15 protein-coding genes are annotated in these 18225 nt (G+C 65.3%); 9 read left to right on the top strand and 6 right to left on the bottom strand.

The features are described from left to right. Positions 1-2 precede the first annotated feature (2 nt). Positions 3-1148, bottom strand: coding sequence for a YjgN family protein (locus tag QA642_RS07815; RefSeq protein ID WP_283086823.1), 1146 nt, complete (start codon positions 1146-1148; stop codon positions 3-5). Between the two features lie 311 nt (positions 1149-1459). Between QA642_RS07815 and QA642_RS07810 the strand changes: the two genes are divergently transcribed. Both QA642_RS07810 and QA642_RS07805 read left to right on the top strand, forming a co-directional pair. Continuing rightward, on the top strand, positions 1460-2725 hold the full coding sequence (locus QA642_RS07810) for a cytochrome P450 (protein ID WP_283084148.1): 1266 nt from the start codon (positions 1460-1462) through the stop codon (positions 2723-2725). Positions 2726-2905: 180 nt separating this feature from the next. Next, the gene (locus tag QA642_RS07805) at positions 2906-4180 is read left to right on the top strand and encodes a cytochrome P450 (protein ID WP_283084147.1); all 1275 of its coding nucleotides are present in this window, start codon (positions 2906-2908) and stop codon (positions 4178-4180) included. A 264-nt stretch (positions 4181-4444) separates the two neighbouring features. Here the strand turns inward: QA642_RS07805 and QA642_RS07800 are convergent, their stop codons facing one another. Then, positions 4445-5365, bottom strand: coding sequence for a LysR substrate-binding domain-containing protein (locus QA642_RS07800; RefSeq protein ID WP_283084146.1), 921 nt, complete (start codon positions 5363-5365; stop codon positions 4445-4447). 125 nt (positions 5366-5490) lie between these two features. Here QA642_RS07800 and QA642_RS07795 point away from each other — a divergent pair, with 125 nt between their 5' ends. The 4 genes from QA642_RS07795 (at position 5491) to mdlC (ending at position 10410) form a co-directional block, all read left to right on the top strand. Further along, positions 5491-6660 carry an acyl-CoA dehydrogenase family protein gene (locus QA642_RS07795; protein ID WP_283084145.1) on the top strand — a complete coding sequence of 390 codons (1170 nt, stop codon included), beginning with the start codon at positions 5491-5493 and terminating at the stop codon, positions 6658-6660. A gap of 10 nt (positions 6661-6670) precedes the next feature. Then, positions 6671-7771 carry a CaiB/BaiF CoA-transferase family protein gene (locus QA642_RS07790; protein ID WP_283084144.1) on the top strand — a complete coding sequence of 367 codons (1101 nt, stop codon included), beginning with the start codon at positions 6671-6673 and terminating at the stop codon, positions 7769-7771. Between the two features lie 14 nt (positions 7772-7785). Then, positions 7786-8637 (top strand): MaoC family dehydratase N-terminal domain-containing protein, encoded by an 852-nt coding sequence (locus tag QA642_RS07785; RefSeq protein ID WP_283084143.1) that lies wholly within the window; start codon positions 7786-7788, stop codon positions 8635-8637. Positions 8638-8787: 150 nt separating this feature from the next. Beyond that, positions 8788-10410 carry a benzoylformate decarboxylase gene (gene mdlC, locus QA642_RS07780; RefSeq protein ID WP_283084142.1) on the top strand — a complete coding sequence of 541 codons (1623 nt, stop codon included), beginning with the start codon at positions 8788-8790 and terminating at the stop codon, positions 10408-10410. Positions 10411-10530: 120 nt separating this feature from the next. Here the strand turns inward: mdlC and QA642_RS07775 are convergent, their stop codons facing one another. Next, a complete protein-coding gene (locus tag QA642_RS07775; RefSeq protein ID WP_283084141.1) occupies positions 10531-11307 on the bottom strand; it encodes a glucose 1-dehydrogenase in 777 nt (258 codons plus the stop codon). A 75-nt stretch (positions 11308-11382) separates the two neighbouring features. Between QA642_RS07775 and QA642_RS07770 the strand changes: the two genes are divergently transcribed. Then, entirely contained in the window at positions 11383-11838 is a 456-nt protein-coding gene (locus tag QA642_RS07770; RefSeq protein ID WP_283084140.1) for a MarR family transcriptional regulator, read from the top strand. Positions 11839-11995: 157 nt separating this feature from the next. Here the strand turns inward: QA642_RS07770 and QA642_RS07765 are convergent, their stop codons facing one another. Continuing rightward, a complete protein-coding gene (locus QA642_RS07765; RefSeq protein ID WP_283084139.1) occupies positions 11996-12790 on the bottom strand; it encodes an SDR family oxidoreductase in 795 nt (264 codons plus the stop codon). A gap of 65 nt (positions 12791-12855) precedes the next feature. Further along, entirely contained in the window at positions 12856-13551 is a 696-nt protein-coding gene (locus QA642_RS07760) for a hemolysin III family protein (protein WP_283084138.1), read from the bottom strand. 186 nt (positions 13552-13737) lie between these two features. On the opposite strand from QA642_RS07760, the gene QA642_RS07755 reads away from it, so the two are divergent. Both QA642_RS07755 and QA642_RS07750 read left to right on the top strand, forming a co-directional pair. Further along, entirely contained in the window at positions 13738-15207 is a 1470-nt protein-coding gene (locus tag QA642_RS07755; RefSeq protein WP_283084137.1) for a YcjX family protein, read from the top strand. Next, entirely contained in the window at positions 15204-16232 is a 1029-nt protein-coding gene (locus QA642_RS07750) for a TIGR01620 family protein (RefSeq protein ID WP_283084136.1), read from the top strand. The genes QA642_RS07755 and QA642_RS07750 overlap by 4 nt, the downstream gene beginning before the upstream one ends. 188 nt (positions 16233-16420) lie before the next feature. Here the strand turns inward: QA642_RS07750 and QA642_RS07745 are convergent, their stop codons facing one another. Continuing rightward, positions 16421-17926 (bottom strand): glycosyltransferase family 39 protein, encoded by a 1506-nt coding sequence (locus tag QA642_RS07745; protein WP_283086822.1) that lies wholly within the window; start codon positions 17924-17926, stop codon positions 16421-16423. Positions 17927-18225: the final 299 nt, after the last annotated feature.

Genomic DNA, 18225 nt, shown 5'->3' with positions numbered 1-18225 from the left:
GATCAGAATCCCGCGACATCGAGCCCGTCGGCAAAGCCTTCGCCGAGCGCGCTGGCAAGCTCGCCGCTGCCGCGCACGTCCGCAGCCGCGCCGATGTTGTGCACCTCGACCGTTTCCAGCACCTTGGCCCAGATGTCGCGCTGCAGATACACCCGCATGACGATGTTGATCGCAAGTGCCAACGCGAGATAGCCGATGACCATCGCCACCATCATCGGGATGTTCCTGGTGGCATTGTCGGGCCCGAACGCCTGCTCGGCCGGCAGGCCGCTCAGCTTGACGAGGAGTATGGTGGCTCCGCCGAGATAGAAACCGAAGATGGTGGAGAGCAGCATCCACCAGCCGATCACTTTCCAGTAGAGGCCATAGAACGCATTGTGCGGCAACTCCGAGGACACGCTGACGCCGCCGATGCGGATGCCCTCGAGCCACCAGCGCCATTCGCGCGCCTTGAACTCGGCATAGAAGAACGGGGCGAGCGGGAAAATGATGAGCGCGATCGGGCTGAGCAGCCACAGCCACCAGCCGCGCTTGAAGAAGGTCCAGCCGTTGCCTTCGAACTCGCCTTGCAGATCGCCGAAATGGGTGTGCCGCATCTTGTAGCGTTCGAGCGAAGCCTCGCGCCAGGGCAGCGCCAGGCCGAGCGTGAGGAACACGAGCAAGCCCCACGCCATGGCGCGGAACGAATAGGCCCAGCCCGAGCCGTCCATCCAGAACCGCACGCCGCGCCAGACCGTGCGGGTCAGGCGATAGCGCCGCGCGCGAAAGATCGCGAACTGGCCGAAGGCGTAGAAGCTGATGAACAGCGGCGTCGAGGCAAAGCCCTGCCAGCGCTCGAACTCGATGCCGATGAGGAAATAGGCGAGATAGATCGGCACCAGGATCGCGAGCGCGAACAGGAAGCCGATCAAAAGCTCCTTGCCCCGCCCGGTGTATTCGGCGGCGTCGCCGTCGATCGCGGTGTTCGACCACAGATGACGGCGGATGTCGGTGACCAGCCAGAACCGGTAGAAGCCGAAGGTGACCAGCTCCAGCATGGCACCCTTGGTGACCATTTTCCGGAACTCGGTGCGGTTGCCGGTGAAATCGACCCGCGTCGGCGGCAGCGGCGGCGGTAAGGGTTCGGACCCGATCGGGGTCCATTGCATGTCGTTCACGGCGGCAACCTCGGGGTGCGGACCTGTCGGGATCAAACTTATAGATCAGGGGTTAGTCGAACCCCAAGATGGGCGGGTTCGATTTAGCTCGATTCCAGCCGATTTCTGACAGGATTTCATGACAAACGGCGTGCGGGAGATCACGTTGACACATCCCCGTGACGTCCGCCCAATCCCTCTCGCAAAGGTTGGATGTGGCAAAACTCTCCCTTGCTCCGGCGCAGACAACCGGCTGTAATTGCAAATCAAATCCCGCAGCGCAGAATTCATAAAAAGGCGCGGGGGAAGCCAGGGAGACGGTCATGCACGGGACCATGGAGAGCGCGTCCAAGCTCGACGCATTGCGCGAGCGCGCGTCATCACTGCCGCTGGAGCAGTTCGATCCCGGCGATCCTGAATTGTTCAGGACCGATACGTTCTGGCCCTATTTCGACCGCCTGCGCCGCGAGGACCCCGTGCACTATTGCAAGGACTCGATGTTCGGGCCGTACTGGTCGGTGACGCGCTACAACGACATCATGGAGATCGAGACCAACCATTCGGTGTTCTCCTCGGCTTCGGCGCTCGGCGGCATCACCATCCGCGACATCGATCCCGACCTGCGCCGCGAGAGCTTCATCTCGATGGACCCGCCGCGCCATGCCGCGCAGCGCAAGACCGTGGCGCCGATGTTCACGCCCACGCATCTGGACAATCTCGCCATCAACATCCGTAAGCGCTCGGCCGAGTGCCTGGATAATCTGCCGCGCGGTGAGGTGTTCGACTGGGTCGACCAGGTCTCGATCGAGCTCACCACGCAGATGCTCGCGGTGCTGTTCGACTTCCCCTGGGAAGACCGCCGCAAGCTGACGCGCTGGTCCGACATCGCCACCACCATTCCCGGGCCTGACGGCCTCGTCGCGACCGAGGACGAACGGCTGGCCGAGCTGACCGAATGTGCCGGCTATTTCTCGCGGCTGTGGAAGGAACGCATCGAACAGCCGCCGAAGAGCGATCTCTTGTCGATGATGGCGCATGGCGCGGCGACCCGCGACATGGATGCCAAGAACTTCCTCGGCAATCTCGTCTTGTTGATCGTCGGCGGCAACGACACCACGCGCAACACCATGTCGGGCTCGCTTCTCGCGCTGAGCCAGCACCCGGAGCAGTATCGCAAGCTGCGCGAGAATCCTGCGCTGCTCGACAGCTTCGTGCCCGAGGTGATCCGCTGGCAGACGCCGCTCGCGCATATGCGCCGCACCGCGCTCTCCGATTTCGAGTTCCGCGGCAAGCAGATCAAGAAGGGTGACAAGGTCGTGATGTGGTACGTCTCGGGCAACCGCGACGAGGAGGCGATCGAAAAGCCCTACGATTTCATCATCGACCGCGCCCGCCCGCGCACGCATCTGTCCTTCGGCTTCGGCATCCACCGCTGCGTCGGATTGCGTCTTGCCGAACTCCAGCTCAAGATTATCTGGGAAGAGATCCTTAGGCGTTTCGACCATATTGACGTGGTCGGCGAACCGAAGCGGGTCTATTCGAGTTTCGTGAAGGGACTGGAAACCCTGCCGGTGAAGATTGCGGCGTGAACGAAGAACTCCCCCTCTCCCCGCTTGCGGGGAGAGGGTCGGGGTGAGGGGGAGTCTCCACGGGGACGGAGAGAATTGGGCTCGCGGAGAGTCCCCCTCACCCGGATCGCATCTAACGATGCGATCCGACCTCCCCGCAAGCGGGGCGAGGTGAAGGAAGAACCAACTGGAGCCACAACCATGAACATCCAAGCGCCGGTTAAAGTGGACAAGGCCGAACGCATGCGCCGGGCGCGCGAGGAGGCCTATGCGACACCGCTGGCGCAGTTCCATCCCGGCGCGCCGAGGCTGTTCCAGGACGACACGCTGTGGCCGTGGTTCGAGCGGCTGCGCAAGGAAGAGCCGGTGCATTACTGCACCAATGCGCCGATCGAGCCGTACTGGTCCGTGGTGAAATACAACGACATCATGCATGTCGATACCAATCACGGCATCTTCTCCTCGGACTCCACGCTCGGCGGCATCGGCATCCGCGACGTGCCGGAAGGTTACGATTGGCCGAGCTTCATCGCGATGGATCAGCCCAGGCATTCGGCGCAGCGCAAGACGGTCTCGCCGATGTTCACGCCAGCCCATCTGGACGAGATGGCAAAGCTGATCCGGCAGCGCTCGCAGACCGTGCTCGACAACCTCCCGCGCAACGAGACCTTCAATTTCGTCGAGCGGGTCTCGATCGAGCTGACGACGCAGATGCTGGCGACCCTGTTCGACTTCCCCTGGGAGGAGCGGCGCAAGCTGACGCGCTGGTCCGACGTCGCGACCGCGCTGCCCAAGAGCGGCATCGTCGCCTCCGCCGAAGAGCGCCGCCGCGAGATGGACGAGTGCTACGCCTACATGTCGAAGCTCTGGAACGAGCGCGTCAATTCCGCGCCGCGCAACGATCTGTTGTCGCTGATGGCCCACAATGACGCCACGCGCTTCATGGACCCCGACAACCTCATGGGCAACATCATCCTGCTCATCGTCGGCGGCAATGACACCACGCGCAACACCATGTCCGGCTCGGTGCTGGCGCTGAACGAGAACCCGGAGCAGTACGACAAGCTGCGCGAAAATCCCGAGTTGATCGATTCCATGGTGCCCGAGGTGATCCGCTGGCAGACACCGCTCGCGCATATGCGGCGCACGGCGTTGCAAGACACCGAGATCAGCGGCAAGCACATCAAAAAGGGCGACCGCGTCGTGATGTGGTACGTTTCCGGCAACCGCGACGAGGAGATGTTCGAGAACCCGAACGACTTCATCATCGACCGGCCCCGCCCGCGCACGCATCTCTCCTTCGGCTTCGGCATCCACCGCTGCGTCGGCATGCGCCTCGCCGAGCTGCAATTGCGGATCGTCTGGGAGGAGATGCTCAAGCGCTTCGACCGCATCGAGGTGGTCGGCGAGCCGAAGCGGATCTATTCGAGCTTCATCAAGGGATATGAGTCGCTGCCGGTGAGGATTCCGGGATAGGCGCTGCTGTCGGGACGACCTTGGAGGGGGCCGCCTCTCCAATTCTCACTGTCATGCCCCGCGAAGGCGGGGCATCCAGTACGCCGCGGCTTCTCGGCTCAAGCACTGCGGCTTCTGGGATACTGGATTGCCCGCCTTCGCGGGCAATGACGCCGAGAGTGGGGCTAAGAGTGGGCGACCCTAGCCCAGCTATAAAATTCCGGCATGACAGCTCGCAAAGGATGCGAAGGGCCGACCGCGCGCGGCTGGTCTACGACACGAGCGCTAACTCAACTTGATGTCCCACACGCCTTCCTTGCGGCAGGCGGCGACCTCCTCGCGCAACAGCGCGGTGACGGCCAGCGAGGCCGTCGAGGGCGGGCGGTCGATCGGAGAAGCAAAAATGAGCTCGCGCGTCATCGGTTTCGAGACGACTGTCGTTTCCAGCCGCCCGTCCGCGACCTCGCCGTGGACCGACGAGGGCGGCAAGAGCGCGAAGCCGAGGCCTTCCTCGACGAGGCTCGTCAGCACCCGGAACGAATCTGCCTCTAACTGGACGTTGAGCTTGATCTTGCGCTGGGCGGCGGCGTGCTCGATCAGCGCGCGGAGGCCGTGGGAATGACTGGGCAGCACCAGGCGCTGCCGCAGCAGCCAGCCGATGTCGACGCTCTTCTTGCGCGCAAGCCCGCAGCCGCGCGGGCCGACCGCGACGATGTTGTCGCGTCCGAGGCTCTGCACATTGAGGTGCAGATCGGCGGAACGGCCGTAGAGGATGGCGAGATCCATCTCGCCGCGATGCAGCCATTCGACGAGATGACCGCTGTAGCTCTCGACGATGCGCAGCGTGATGCCGGGAAACTTTTCGACGCAGCGCCGCGCAAAGCGCGCCGACAGCACACAGCTCACGGTCGGAACCAGGCCGAGCACGACCTGCCCGGACGGCGGTCCCTTGGCCGACTGGATGTCGTCGCGGATCTGGTCGATCTGCCGCACGATGCCGGAGGTGCGAGCCAGCAAGAGACGCCCTGCTTCGGTCAGCACCATGCCGCGGCCGTTGCGGGTGAACAGCTCGGTGCGCAGCTCGTGTTCCAGCAGCTTGATCTGCCTGGAGAGCGCCGGCTGCGCGACGCGCAGCGTGTCGGACGCCTTGCTGAGGCTGCCGAGCTCCGCCACGCAACTGAAGGTCCTGAGCTGCCGGAAATCCATGCTTGCCAATCCTGGAAGGCTACTCCATACGCTATAGCAAATGAGCATAGGGGGCTGGCGATGTTTTCACAACGCCAGAGGGTTGGCCGGCGTTATCTTGACTGCCGCTACCAATGGGAAACGCCATGAGTGAAGAACACCACAGCGAAGATCATGCCGACATCCGCGAAGCCGTCGCAAAGCTCTGCGCGCAGTTTCCCGGCGAATATTGGCGCAAGCTCGATCGCGAGATGGCCTACCCGAAGGCTTTCGTCGATGCGCTGACCGAGGCCGGCTATCTCTCGGTGCTGATCCCGGAAGAATATGGCGGCGCGGGCCTGAAGCTTTCGGCGGCCGCAGCCATCCTCGAAGAGATCCAGCGCGCGGGCTGCAACGGCGGCGGCTGCCATGCCCAGATGTACACGATGGGCACCGTGCTGCGGCACGGCAATGCCGAGCAGAAGGCAAAATATCTGCCGAAGATCGCGAGCGGCGAGTTACGGCTGCAGGCCTTCGGCGTCACCGAGCCGACCAGCGGCACCGACACCTCCTCGCTCAAGACCTTCGCGCGCAAGGAAGGCAACGACAGCTACATCGTCAACGGCCAGAAGATCTGGACCAGCCGCGCCGAGCATTCCGATTTGATGGTGCTACTGGCGCGCACCACGCCGAAGGAGCAGGTCAAGAAGCGCACGGATGGTCTCTCCGTGTTCATCGTCGACATGCGCGAGGCCAAGAACAACGGTCTCGAGATCCGCCCGATCCGCACCATGATGAATCACGCCACCACCGAAGTGTTCTTTACCGACATGAAGGTGCCGGCGGAGAATTTGATCGGCGAGGAGGGCAAGGGCTTTCGCTACATCCTCTCCGGCATGAATGCCGAGCGCATCCTGATCGCAGCCGAATGCGTCGGCGACGCCAAATGGTTCATCGCAAAGGCGACGAACTATGCCAAGGAGCGCAGCGTTTTCGGCCGGCCGATCGGTCAGAATCAGGGCATCCAGTTCCCGATCGCCAAGGCCTACGCTTCGATGCGCGCGGCCGAGCTGATGGTGAAGGAAGCCACGCGCAAATACGAGGCCGGGCTCGACTGCGGCGCGGAGGCCAACATGGCAAAAATGCTCGCGGCCGACGCGTCGTGGGAAGCGGCGAATGCCTGCATCCAGACCCATGGCGGCTTCGGCTTTGCCGAGGAATACGACGTCGAGCGCAAATTCCGCGAGACGCGGCTTTATCAAGTCGCGCCGATTTCGACCAATCTCGTGCTGTCCTTCGTCGCCGAGCATGTGCTCGGCATGCCGCGCTCGTACTGAGGCCACCATCATGGGAGCACTTGACGGGATCAGGGTGATTGCGGTCGAGCAGGCGGTCGCGGCGCCGTTCTGCTCCTCGCGCCTGGCCGATGCCGGCGCGGAGGTGATCAAAATCGAGCGGCCCGAGGGCGATTTCGCCCGCGGCTACGATGCGGCAGCCAAGGGCCAGAGCAGCTATTTCGTCTGGCTCAACCGCGGCAAGCAATCGGCGGTGGTCGATCTCGCCACGAAAGAAGGCTGCGCCGAGCTGGAGAAGCTGATCGCAAGCGCCGATGTGCTGATCCAGAACTTGAAGCCGGGCTCGATGGACAAGCTCGGCTTCTCGCGCGAGCGGCTGCTGAAGGATTATCCCAAACTGATCTCGTGCACCATCACCGGCTATGGCGACGAAGGCCCCTACGCGCATCGCAAGGCCTATGATCTCCTGATCCAGGCCGAAAGCGGCCTTGCCTCGATCACCGGCAACCCCGACGGCGCCTCGCGCGTCGGCATGTCGATCGTGGACGTCGCGACCGGCGCGACGGCGCACGCGGCGATCCTGGAAGCGCTGATCGGGCGCGGGCGCACCGGCAAAGGTGCGGACATCCGCATCTCCATGTTCGACGTGATGGCGGACTGGTGCACCGTGCCGCTGCTCAACTCCGAGGCCGGCAATCCGCCCAAGCGCATGGGCCTGCGCCATCCCTCGATCGCGCCCTACGGCGTGTTCACCTCGAAGGACGGCAAGGACATCCTGATCTCGATCCAGAGCGAGCGTGAATGGAAGACGCTGTGCGTGAAGGTGCTGGATCAGCCAGATCTTCCGGCCGATCCGCGCGTCGCCAACATGGTCGAGCGCGTGCGTAATCGCGATTTCACCGACACGACGGTCGCCGACATCTTCGGCAGGATGACGCGCGACGAGTTGCTCAAGCGGCTCTCGGACGCCGACATCGCCTTCGCCGAGGTCAACACCATGGCCGACCTCACCAACCATCCGCATCTGCGCCGCATCGAGGTCGATACGCCGAACGGCCGCGTCAGCTATCCCGCGCCGGCGCCGATCGTCGTCGGCGAGACCCGCGCCTACGGCGCCGTGCCCGCGGTCGGCGAAAAGCCCCAGAAGAAGTAACAGAGCGAGGCGTCATGACCGAGAAGCTCGATATCGATCACTTGCGGCAATGGATCGGCCGCAGCACGGAGGCCACCGACATCGTCAGCGCGCAGCTCGTGAAGGGTCTTCGCGCGACACTGTTCCAGGACGTGGGCGAGCCCAACAAGGGTGACGCCGCGCCGTTCACGGTGCATTGGTGCCTGGCGCAGCCGGTGTTTCCGATGTCGATGCTCGGCCCCGACGGCCATCCCACTCGCGGCGGCTTCCTGCCGCCGGTGCCGCTGCCGCGCCGGATGTGGGCCGGCGGCGAGATCGAGTTCCTGCAGCCGCTGTGCGTCGGCGACGAATCGACGCGAACCTCGCGCATCGCCGATGTGCAGGTGAAGACGGGCTCGACCGGCGCGCTGTGCTTCGTCTCGGTCGAGCACAGCATCTCCTCCCCGCGCGGCACCGCCATCCGCGAGCGGCAGGACATCGTCTATCGCGAGATGACGAGCAGCGCACCCGCGAGCGCCAAGGCGCCGCCTCCGCCGCCGAAGGCGCAGCACCGCGAGACCCATGTCTCCGATCCCGTGCTGCTGTTCCGCTATTCCGCGCTCACCTTCAACGGCCACCGCATCCATTACGACCGCGACTACGTCACCAAGGTCGAGGGCTATCCGGGCCTGATCTTCCACGGCCCGCTGCAGGCGGCGCTGATCATCGAGATGGCGGCGAAGCTTCGCGGCGGCAAGGCGCCGAAGAAATTTACTTATCGCGGCGTGCAGCCGCTGTTCGAAGGGTCCGAGTTCTCCATCAACGCCAACGAGACCGAGACGGGGACCGAGCTGTGGACCGCGAACGCGGAAGGGCAGCCGACGATGAAGGGCACGGCGGTGTGGTGAGTCACCGCTGTCTCCCCGTCGTCATTGCGAGCGCAGCGAAGCAATCCAGAATCCCTCCGGGGAGACAGTCTGGATTGCTTCGTCGCAAGGGCTCCTCGCAATGACGGGGTGAGGCTGCTACCTTCCATAAGCAACAAGGGACGGAAACCAATGTCCAAGAACGGCAAGACCGGCAGCAAGTCCGTCACCGTGAAGCAGGCGACGCTCGACCTGCTGCGTGCCTTCGGCATCGACAGGGTGTTCGGCAATCCCGGCTCGACCGAGCTGCCGTTCCTGAGCGACTGGCCCGACGACATCGACTACGTGCTGGCGCTCCAGGAAGCCTCCGCGGTGGGCATGGCCGACGGTTACGCGCAGGCGACGCGCAATGCCGGCTTCGTCAATCTGCATTCGGCGGCCGGCGTCGGCAACGCGCTCGGCAACATCTACACCGCGCATCGCAACCAGACGCCGCTCGTGATCACCGCCGGCCAGCAGGCGCGCTCGATCCTGCCGCTCCAGGCGTTCCTCTACGCCGAGCGCGCCTCCGAGTTCCCGCGGCCCTATGTGAAGTACAGCGTCGAGCCGGCGCGGCCCGAGGACGTCCCGGCCGCGATCGCGCGGGCCTATTACACTGCGATGCAGCCGCCGTGCGGGCCGACCTTCGTGTCGATCCCGATCGACGACTGGGCCCATGCCTGCGCGCCGGTCGAGGCGCGCAAGGTCAGCCGCGAGATCGGGCCCGAGCCGGACGCCATGAAAGCGCTGGTGGCGGCGCTCGGCTCTGCAAAGCACCCTGCCCTCGTCGTCGGCCCCGGGGTCGACCGCGCCGGCGCGGTCGATCTGATGGTGCGCGTGGCCGAGAAGGCCAAGGCCAGCGTCTGGGTCAGCCCGTTCTCGGCGCGCTGCTCGTTCCCCGAGCGCCACCCGCAATTCGCAGGCTTCCTGCATGCTTCGCCCGCACAGCTCTCCGATGCGCTGCGCGAGCATGATCTTGTTGTGGTCATCGGCGCGCCGGTGTTCACCTTCCATGTCGAGGGCCATGCCGCGATCTTTGACGGCGGCGCGACGATCTTCCAGATCACGGACGATCCGGACGCCGCGGCGGTGACGCCCGTCGGCACGAGCATCATCGCGACGATGAAGCCGGCGCTCGCGATGCTGCTCGACCTTCTGCCCGAGAGCAAGCGCGCCACGCCAAAAGGCCGCGCGCTGCCGCCGGCGCCGCAGGCCGCCGATCCGCTGCCGATCGAATTCCTGCTGCATTCGCTGTCGCAGGCAATGCCGGATGGGGCGTCGCTGGTCGAGGAGGTGCCCTCGCATCGGCCGGCGATGCAAAAATTCCTGCCGATGCGGGGCCAGGACAGTTTTTACACCATGGCGAGCGGCGGCCTCGGCTATTCGCTGCCCGCCGCCGTCGGCATGGCGCTCGGCAAGCCGAAGCAGCGCACCGTGTGCCTGATCGGCGACGGCTCGGCGATGTATTCGATCCAGGCGCTGTGGACCGCGGCGCAGCGCAAGCTGCCAGTGACGGTTGTCGTCATCAACAATTCCGGCTACGGCGCCATGCGTTCGTTCAGCCAGGTGATGCAGGTGCGGAACGTGCCCGGGCTCGAGCTGCCGGGGATCGATTTCGTGCGGCTCGCCGAAGGCATGGGATGCCATGCGGTGCGGGTCAGCAAGGCGGCGGAGCTCGGCGAAGCGCTCAAGCGCGGGATGGCGCATGAGGGCGCGAGCCTTGTCGAGGTGATCGTGGATTCGGCGGTGCCGGTGCTGTACGGGCAGAAGCATTGAGGCGCGTGTAGCCCGGATGGAGCGAAGCGCAATCCGGGGCCGACGCGCTTGTGGCACGATTCCCGGATTACGCTTCGCTCATCCGGGCTACGACACCGAATCTGCCGCACCACAACGAAGCTACGAAGCGAGAAATCCGCCGTCCGCCGCCAGCACGTGGCCGACGACATAGGATGACGCATCCGACGACAGCCACACCACGACCTCCGCGACCTCCTCCGGGCTGCCCATCCGCCGCAGCGGCAGGCCTGCGCTGACGGTTGCGACATCGCCGACGCCGGCGCGCAGCATCATGTCGGTAACGACGCGGCCGGGCGCGATGGCGTTGATGCGGATGCCGCGCGGGGCATTCTCCATCGCGGCAGAACGCGTCAGCGAAATCGCGGCGGCCTTCGAGGCCGAATAGAGCGAGAAGCCGGGATTGGGGTTGCGCACGCCACTGACGGAGGCATTGACGACGATGCTGCCGCGCCCCTGCGCCAGCATCGCCGGCAGTTGATGACGCAGGCACAAAAACAGCGCGCGGACATTGGTGTCGAACACGCTGTCATAGGTTTCGGTGCCCTGCTCCTCCAGCGGCGCGCGGCGCTCCTGAAAACCGGCATTGTTGAAGGCGACGTCGAGACGGCCGCAGCGCTCGATGGCCGCACGGACCAGCCGCGCGACGTCCTCTTCTTTCGTGATGTCGGTCTTGAGTGGGATCGCTTCCACACCGAGCTCGCGGCACGCCGCGGCAGTCGCGTCGATCTCGGCCTCGCGCCGGCCCGCGACGATGACCGCCTCCGCACCTTCGGACGCCATCCGGAGCGCCGTGGCGCGGCCGATGCCGCTGCCGCCACCCGTCACGAGGCAGACCTTACCTCGCATCCGCATCCCCGATGGCAAAGTTCCGCTCATGGCACACTCCAAAACGCTTGCGCGCTTCGTTGCGCGCATATAGTTGTATGATACAACTATAAGCCGGGAGTCAAGATGGCCGAGCTTTCGCTGATCGACGACATCCGCGCCGCCTCGCGGCTGATGGTGCGCGAGCTTGGCTTCATGGATGCCACGGTGGCGGCATCGGACTATCCGCCGTCGGCGGTCCACACCATTTTGGAAATCGGCATCCGCGGCCCGATGAATTCAGGCGAGCTCGGCGATTTCCTCCGACTGGAGAAATCCAGCGTCAGCCGCCTGGTGCGCAAGCTGATCGATTGCGGCGAACTGCGGGAGACGCCGGATGAGGCGGATGCGCGCAGCAAGCTGCTGTCGCTGACGCCGAAGGGACGGCGCACGCTGGACGCGCTGCACGCATTCGGCCGGCAGCAGGTGCGCGGGGCGCTGGCGGCGTTGACGCCGGCTGAGCAGCGTACGGTGCGCGAGGGCATGACGCTCTATGCGCGGGCGCTGCGGGCGAGCCGGATGGAGGATGAGGCGGCGGCGTAGCTGCAGTCTCGGTGTCATCGCCCGCGAAGGCGGGCGATCCAGTACTCCGAGACATCAATGGTTCAATCGATAGGCCGCGGCGTACTGGATGCCCCGCCCCCGTGCGCAATTGCGCACTAGGCGGGGCATGACAGGTCGTTCGTGGAAACAGCGTCGCTTACTTCCCGAACTCCTCCCGCATCTTCGCCTGGATCTTCGCCATGCCGCCGATCCAGCGGTCGTAATTCTCGGTCTTCTTGCGCATGTAGCCGAGCACCTGGGGGTGCGGCAGGATCAGGAAGGTTTCCTGCTCGAGGCCGGCGAGGACGTCCTTCGCCACCTGCTCCGGCGTGAGATCGCCGTCGCCGGATTGCGGGCCCTTGGGGATCGAGCGCAGCATGTTGGTGTCGACGCCCTGCGGACAGAGGATCGAGACCTTGATGTTGTGGGCCTTGTGCGAGATCGCGAGGTTTTCGGCAAAGCCGACCGCGGCGTGCTTGGTGGTGGAATAAGCGGGGCTGCCGACCTGCGACAAGAGGCCCGCGGCCGAGATGGTGTTGAGGAAATAGCCGCCGCCACGCGCCTTCATGCGGGGGATCAGATGCCGCGCGGCATAGACATGGGCCATGACGTGGATCGCCCAGCTGCGCTGCCACGGCTCGTCGGAGGCGCCGCCGGCATTCTCCGACATCGGATCGAAGCCGCCGCCGATGCCGGCATTGGAGCAGAAGAGATCAATGGGGCCGAACTGCCGCTCGGTCTCCTCGATGACGTGCGTGATGTCCTTTTCCTGCGCGACGTCGCATTTGAACGCCGCTCCATTCACCGTGGCGGCGACCGCCCGCGCGTTGGCGGCATCCATGTCCGCGACCACGACCTTGGCTGCGCCCGCGTGGTGAAAGGCCTCGCACAGCGCCCTGCCGATGCCATTGGCGCCGCCCGTGACGACCACGACCTTGCCGGTCACCTGCATGCGACGTCTCCTCTTGTCTTGTACCGCTTTATACCGCGCCGCTTATTCCGCGTCGCGGATCCTGCTCAGCTCAACACGAGGTCGAGCACCGCGGTATAATGGCATGCCGCGCCGGCCAAGACAAAGCCGTGCCAGATCGCATTCTGGAAGCGCAGCCGCCGCCAGGCATGGAAGATCACGCCGAAGCTGTAGAACAGGCCGCCCGCAAGGATGAAACCCAGCACCAGCGCAGGCAGCGCCCGGACCACGGCGTCGTAAAGCATGAGGCCGCTCCAGCCCATCGCGAGATAGATGCCGACCGAGACGCGGTCGAACCGGCCGGGGTAAAACAGCTTCAGCACGATGCCGAGGATGGCGACGCACCAGACGCCGGCGAGCAGCACCAGCGCGAACACGCTGTCCTTCACTTCCAGGATGAACGGCGTGTAGGTCGCAGCGATCAGCAGGTAGATCGCGGAATGGTCGAACCGGCGCAGCAGCCATTTGGCCGGCGAGATCGGCCAGAGATTATAGGTCGCCGACAACACCAGCATCGAGAGCAGGCCGGCGACATAGATCGAGACGCCGACAATGTCGATCGCGGTCGCATAGATCGCCGTCAGCACCACCAGTACGGTCGCGGCGATGAGGCCGGCGAGGACGCCGATGCCATGGATGATTCCGTCGGCGATCATCTCGGCGCGATCGTAGTTCCAGCCGATCACGTCGGCTGCGGCGTGGACGGAGGTGGATGCGAACTGTTTCAATTGGAAGACGGTCATGGCAATCCGGGAAAGCTTGAGGCAATGCCCTTTTGTATGCGTCTTTCGGGGCCGGCGCGTCGTTCAAACGGCTGATTTGCCGACAAAGACGGTAGAAGTATGAAAGCTTGATTTTCATCAGGCAGTTGCCACTTTTGTGATTAATCCATTTTGCGTATCCCTCGCCCGAGCCCCCTCAACGTTCATATGGCATTCAGTTTCCAGGACATGGTCGAGGAGGCGCGCCTGTCGGCCCGGGCGCTGATCGACTATGGTGAGCACTTCTTCAACCCGACGGTGCGGCTTGGCGTCACCGGCCTGTCGCGCGCCGGTAAGACCGTATTCATCACGGCGCTGATCCATGGCCTCACCCGCGGCGGGCGGTTTCCGGTGTTCGAGGCCTATGCCTCGGGCCGGATCGCGCGGGCGCATCTCGCGCCCCAGCCCGACGATGCCGTGCCACGCTTTGCCTATGAGAACCATCTGCGCGCGCTGATCGAGGAGCGGTGCTGGCCGAACTCGACCGTCGACATCAGCGAGCTGCGCCTCGTCATCGACTACCAGCGCCCGAACGGCGCCGACCGCACGCTGACGCTCGACATCGTCGACTATCCCGGTGAATGGCTGCTGGACCTGCCGCTGCTCCAGAAGAGCTACGAGCAATGGTCCGCCGAAAGCCTGGCCCTGTCGCGCGAGACGCCGCGAGCGCATCTCGCCGCGGACTGGCACGCCCATCTCGCAACGCTGAAGCCCGAAGCGCGCGAGGACGAGCAGGCGACGCTGACGGCGGCGAAGCTCTTCACCAATTATTTGCGCGCCTGCCGCGACGAGCAGTTCGCGATGAGCCTGCTGCCGCCCGGCCGCTTCCTGATGCCCGGCAATCTCGCCGACACACCGGCGCTGACCTTTGCGCCGCTCGAGGTGCCCGTTGGCGGTCAGGCGGGCGAGGGATCGCTGTGGGCGATGATGGTGCGCCGCTACGAGGCCTACAAGGACGTCGTGGTGCGGCCGTTCTTCAGGGATCATTTCGCCCGGCTCGATCGCCAGATCGTGCTGGCCGACGCGCTCGCCGCATTCAACTCCGGCCCGGAGGCGCTGCACGATCTCGAAGCCGCGCTGGCCGGCATTCTCGACTGCTTCAACATCGGCCGCAGCACCATCCTCTCCAGCCTGTTCAGACCCCGGATCGACCGCATCCTGTTCGCGGCGACCAAGGCGGACCATCTGCATCATTCCAGCCACGACCGACTCGAGGCCGTGCTGCGCCGAGCGGTGACCCGGGCGGTTGCGCGCGCGGAAAATACCGGCGCGGCGATCGACGTCGTCGCGCTCGCCGCGGTGCGTGCCACGCGCGAGGCGCAGGTCGCGCATGGCCGCGACAAATTGCCGTCGATCCTGGGAACGCCGGCCGCGGGCGAAAGCGCCGGCGGCGAGTTCTTCGACGGCAACACCGAAGTTGCGACCTTTCCGGGCGATCTGCCGCTCGATCCCGAGCCGCTGTTCAACGGCAGGGACGCGTTCCGCGGGCTGTCGACACAGGCGGCCGAAAAGAGCGATTTCCGCTTCCTGCGCTTCCGCCCGCCCAGGCTCGAGCGCGAAGGCGCGAACGAGCCCACGCTGCCACACATCCGCCTCGACCGTGCCTTGCAGTTCCTGATCGGAGACAAGCTGTCATGAACGACCGATCGAAGCCACGGCGGCCGGCAACGTTCCGGCTCGACGATCCCGGCGTCGTCGTCACCGAAGCCGACGAAACCAGCCGGCTCAGCCGCGCCACCATCCAGATCACGCCGGAGCACGATCCGCAGGCGCTGCCGGTGCCGATTGAAGCCGCGCTGCCGTCGCGGCGCGGCTTTCCGTGGGGTACGCTGTTCTGGTCCGGCCTCGCCGGGCTGACGCTGCTCGGCACCGGGCTCGGCGTGGTCCACCTGATCGAGGATCTGTTTGCGCGCAGCGAAAGCCTCGGCTTCGTCGGTCTCGCCTTCGCCTTCGTCACCGCGCTGGCGCTCGCGGTGGTGATCGGCCGTGAGGCCTTTGGACTTGCACGCCTTGCGACCATCGAGAAATTGCATCAGCGCGCAGCCGCGGTGCTTGCCAGCGACGACCGCAAGGAGAGCGGCGTCATCGTCCAGGATCTCATCAAGATCGCGCACCAGAACCCGCAGCTCGCGCGCGCCCGCGCCACGCTGGAGAGCCACGCCGGCGAGATCATCGACGGCGCCGACATGATCCGCCTCGCCGAGCGCGAGCTGATGTCGCCGCTGGATGCGGAGGCGCGGCGGCTGGTGTCGTCGGCCGCGCAAAAAGTCTCGATCGTGACTGCGGTCTCGCCCCGCGCAGCGATCGACGTGCTGTTCGTGTTCGTCGCCGCGCTGCGGCTGATCCGGCAGCTCGCCTATCTCTATGGCGGCCGTCCCGGCGCGCTCGGCATGATCCGCCTGCTCCGCCACGTCATCGCCCATCTCGCCATCACCGGCGGCATGGCCGCGAGCGACAGCCTGGTGCAGCAGATGCTCGGCCATGGGATAGCGGCAAAGCTGTCGCAGCGACTGGGAGAAGGCGTGCTGAACGGGCTCTTGACGGCGCGGCTGGGCCTGGCCGCGATCGATGTGACGCGCCCGCTGCCGTTCGCGGCCCTGCCGCCGCCGAAACTGTCGGACCTCGCGACGGATCTGCTGCGGAAGAAGGACGAGGAGGAGTAATCCTTCGCGCCGCGCGTTCGCGGCACCCTCTCCCCTTGTGGGAGAGGGTGGCTCGCCGCGAAGCGGCGAGACGGGTGAGGGGTCTCTCACCGCGAATGAAGCTCTCGCAGTGGAATATGCGGAGAGATACCCCTCATCCGGCGCTTTGCGCCACCTTCTCCCACAAGGGGAGAAGGAAGAGAAACGCGCTATCCGAGCGAACGCTTTTCGAATTCCCCCGCCAGCACCTTCCACCAAAACAGCGGCGAATCCTTTGGCGGGGACAGCTCCGGGGTCCAGCCGGTGAGCTTTTCAATCACATAGGTATCCGTGAGAACACCGCGCCAACGGCGTTCGACGTCGCCGAGCGGCTGGCGCTGCGCGCGGATCGATTCCCACACCGGTGCGCGATTGTCCGGCTCGCGGCCGACATAGATGCCGGCGTGGCCCTTGATCTGGTCCAGGCCGGGGTCGCCGAAATCCTGGAAGCGGCCGCGCTCGTTGAGCTCGATGACGGGCACGCGGCCGCGGAACAGCCAGCGCATCATGGCATAGGTGCGGTAGTCCGTGGTGGCAATCCAGGTCGCGCCGGTCTCGTCGAGCGCGGCCTGGGCACGTGCTGCGACCTGCTCGAAGCCCGCCTCGGCGCCGATCGGGTCGATCTTGCCGAGCAGATTCCAGGGCGCTGCGATGTAGTACAGGAACACGATGACGACGAAGGCGATGCCCGAGACCACCGCCGTGTTGAGCCAGAACACGCTCAACCGGATCAGCCTTGCCGACCGACCCTCGCGCGACAGCACGGCGAGATTGACGGCGGCGGCGGCGAAGCCGACCGGCCACATGAACATCGGCCAGGTGTCGCCGACGCGGAGCGTCATCGACTTCACGAGGAAATAGAAGAACGGCACCAGCACCGCGGTCGACAGCAGGATCGCGACCGGCTCGCGCCTGCGGTAGCCGCGCCATGCCGTCATCGCGAGAGCCGAGAGGATCACCGGCAGCATGACGAAGCCGACGAGGCCGAATTGCAGGCCGATGTAGTCGCCGACCGTGCGCAGCGAGACGCCGTAATTGGTGGTGGCGCGCACGCCCTGGAAACGGAACGAGGCCCAATCGTGCTGCGCGTTCCAGATCAAGACCGGCGAAAACACAGCGACGGCGATCAGCACCGCGAGGTAAGGATACGGGCTGCGCAGCCAACGCCAGCGCCAATCCGGCACCAGCAGGAAGGCGGCCACCGCGGGCGCGAACATGATCGCGGTGAATTTCGACAGCAGCGACAATCCGGCGAACAGCCCGGCCGCGAGCCACCAGCGTCCGTCGCCGCTTTGCGCGAGCCGCACCAGCGCCCATATCATCGCCACCGCAAACGGGATCATGGCGACATCAGGCGCGACCTTGGCCATCAGCAGGCCGTAATAGAGCGCGGCCTCCGGCATCAGCACCGCGAACATGACCGCGCGCGCATCATGGGTGAGACGACGGACGATGTCGGCGAGCAGCAGCTGCGTCACCAGCATGGCGACGATGCCGCCGAAGCGCACGCCGAGCGTGGTGTCGCCGAAGATCGCGGTGCCGAAGCGAACGAACCAGGCGATCATGGGGGGATGGTCGAGGAAGCTCAGCGCGCCCTCCTTCGACCAGGTCCAGTAATAGGCCTCGTCGGTGCGCAGCTCGATCGCGGAGGCGTAGACGATGCGCAGCACCGTCATCGCGGCGATGATCAGCACCGCAACGAGGATGAGCCGGCGCTGGGCGCCGGCCGGCTTCGCAGAAATGTCGGGAGCGATCGTCACGGCCGCGCTTTTCCCCGACTTGGAAGGGGGAGTCAATGTGGGGTCCCAGCATCGGTGTCGTCCCGGGCAAGCGAAGCGCAGACCCGGCACCCATCACCACAGGGCGGAGTTTGGCGAAGACTCGGAGTTACCAGTCCGTCACACGACCGCTCCCTGGGGTTATGGGTCCTGGATCGGCGCTCCGCTTCGCTACGCTTGTCCGGGACGACAGCAGC

The organism is Bradyrhizobium sp. CB2312, from assembly GCF_029714425.1.
Classification (GTDB): Bacteria; Pseudomonadota; Alphaproteobacteria; order Rhizobiales; family Xanthobacteraceae; genus Bradyrhizobium.
Note: the sequence above shows the minus strand (reverse complement) of the source record. Positions and strands in the feature narration are given on the sequence as shown.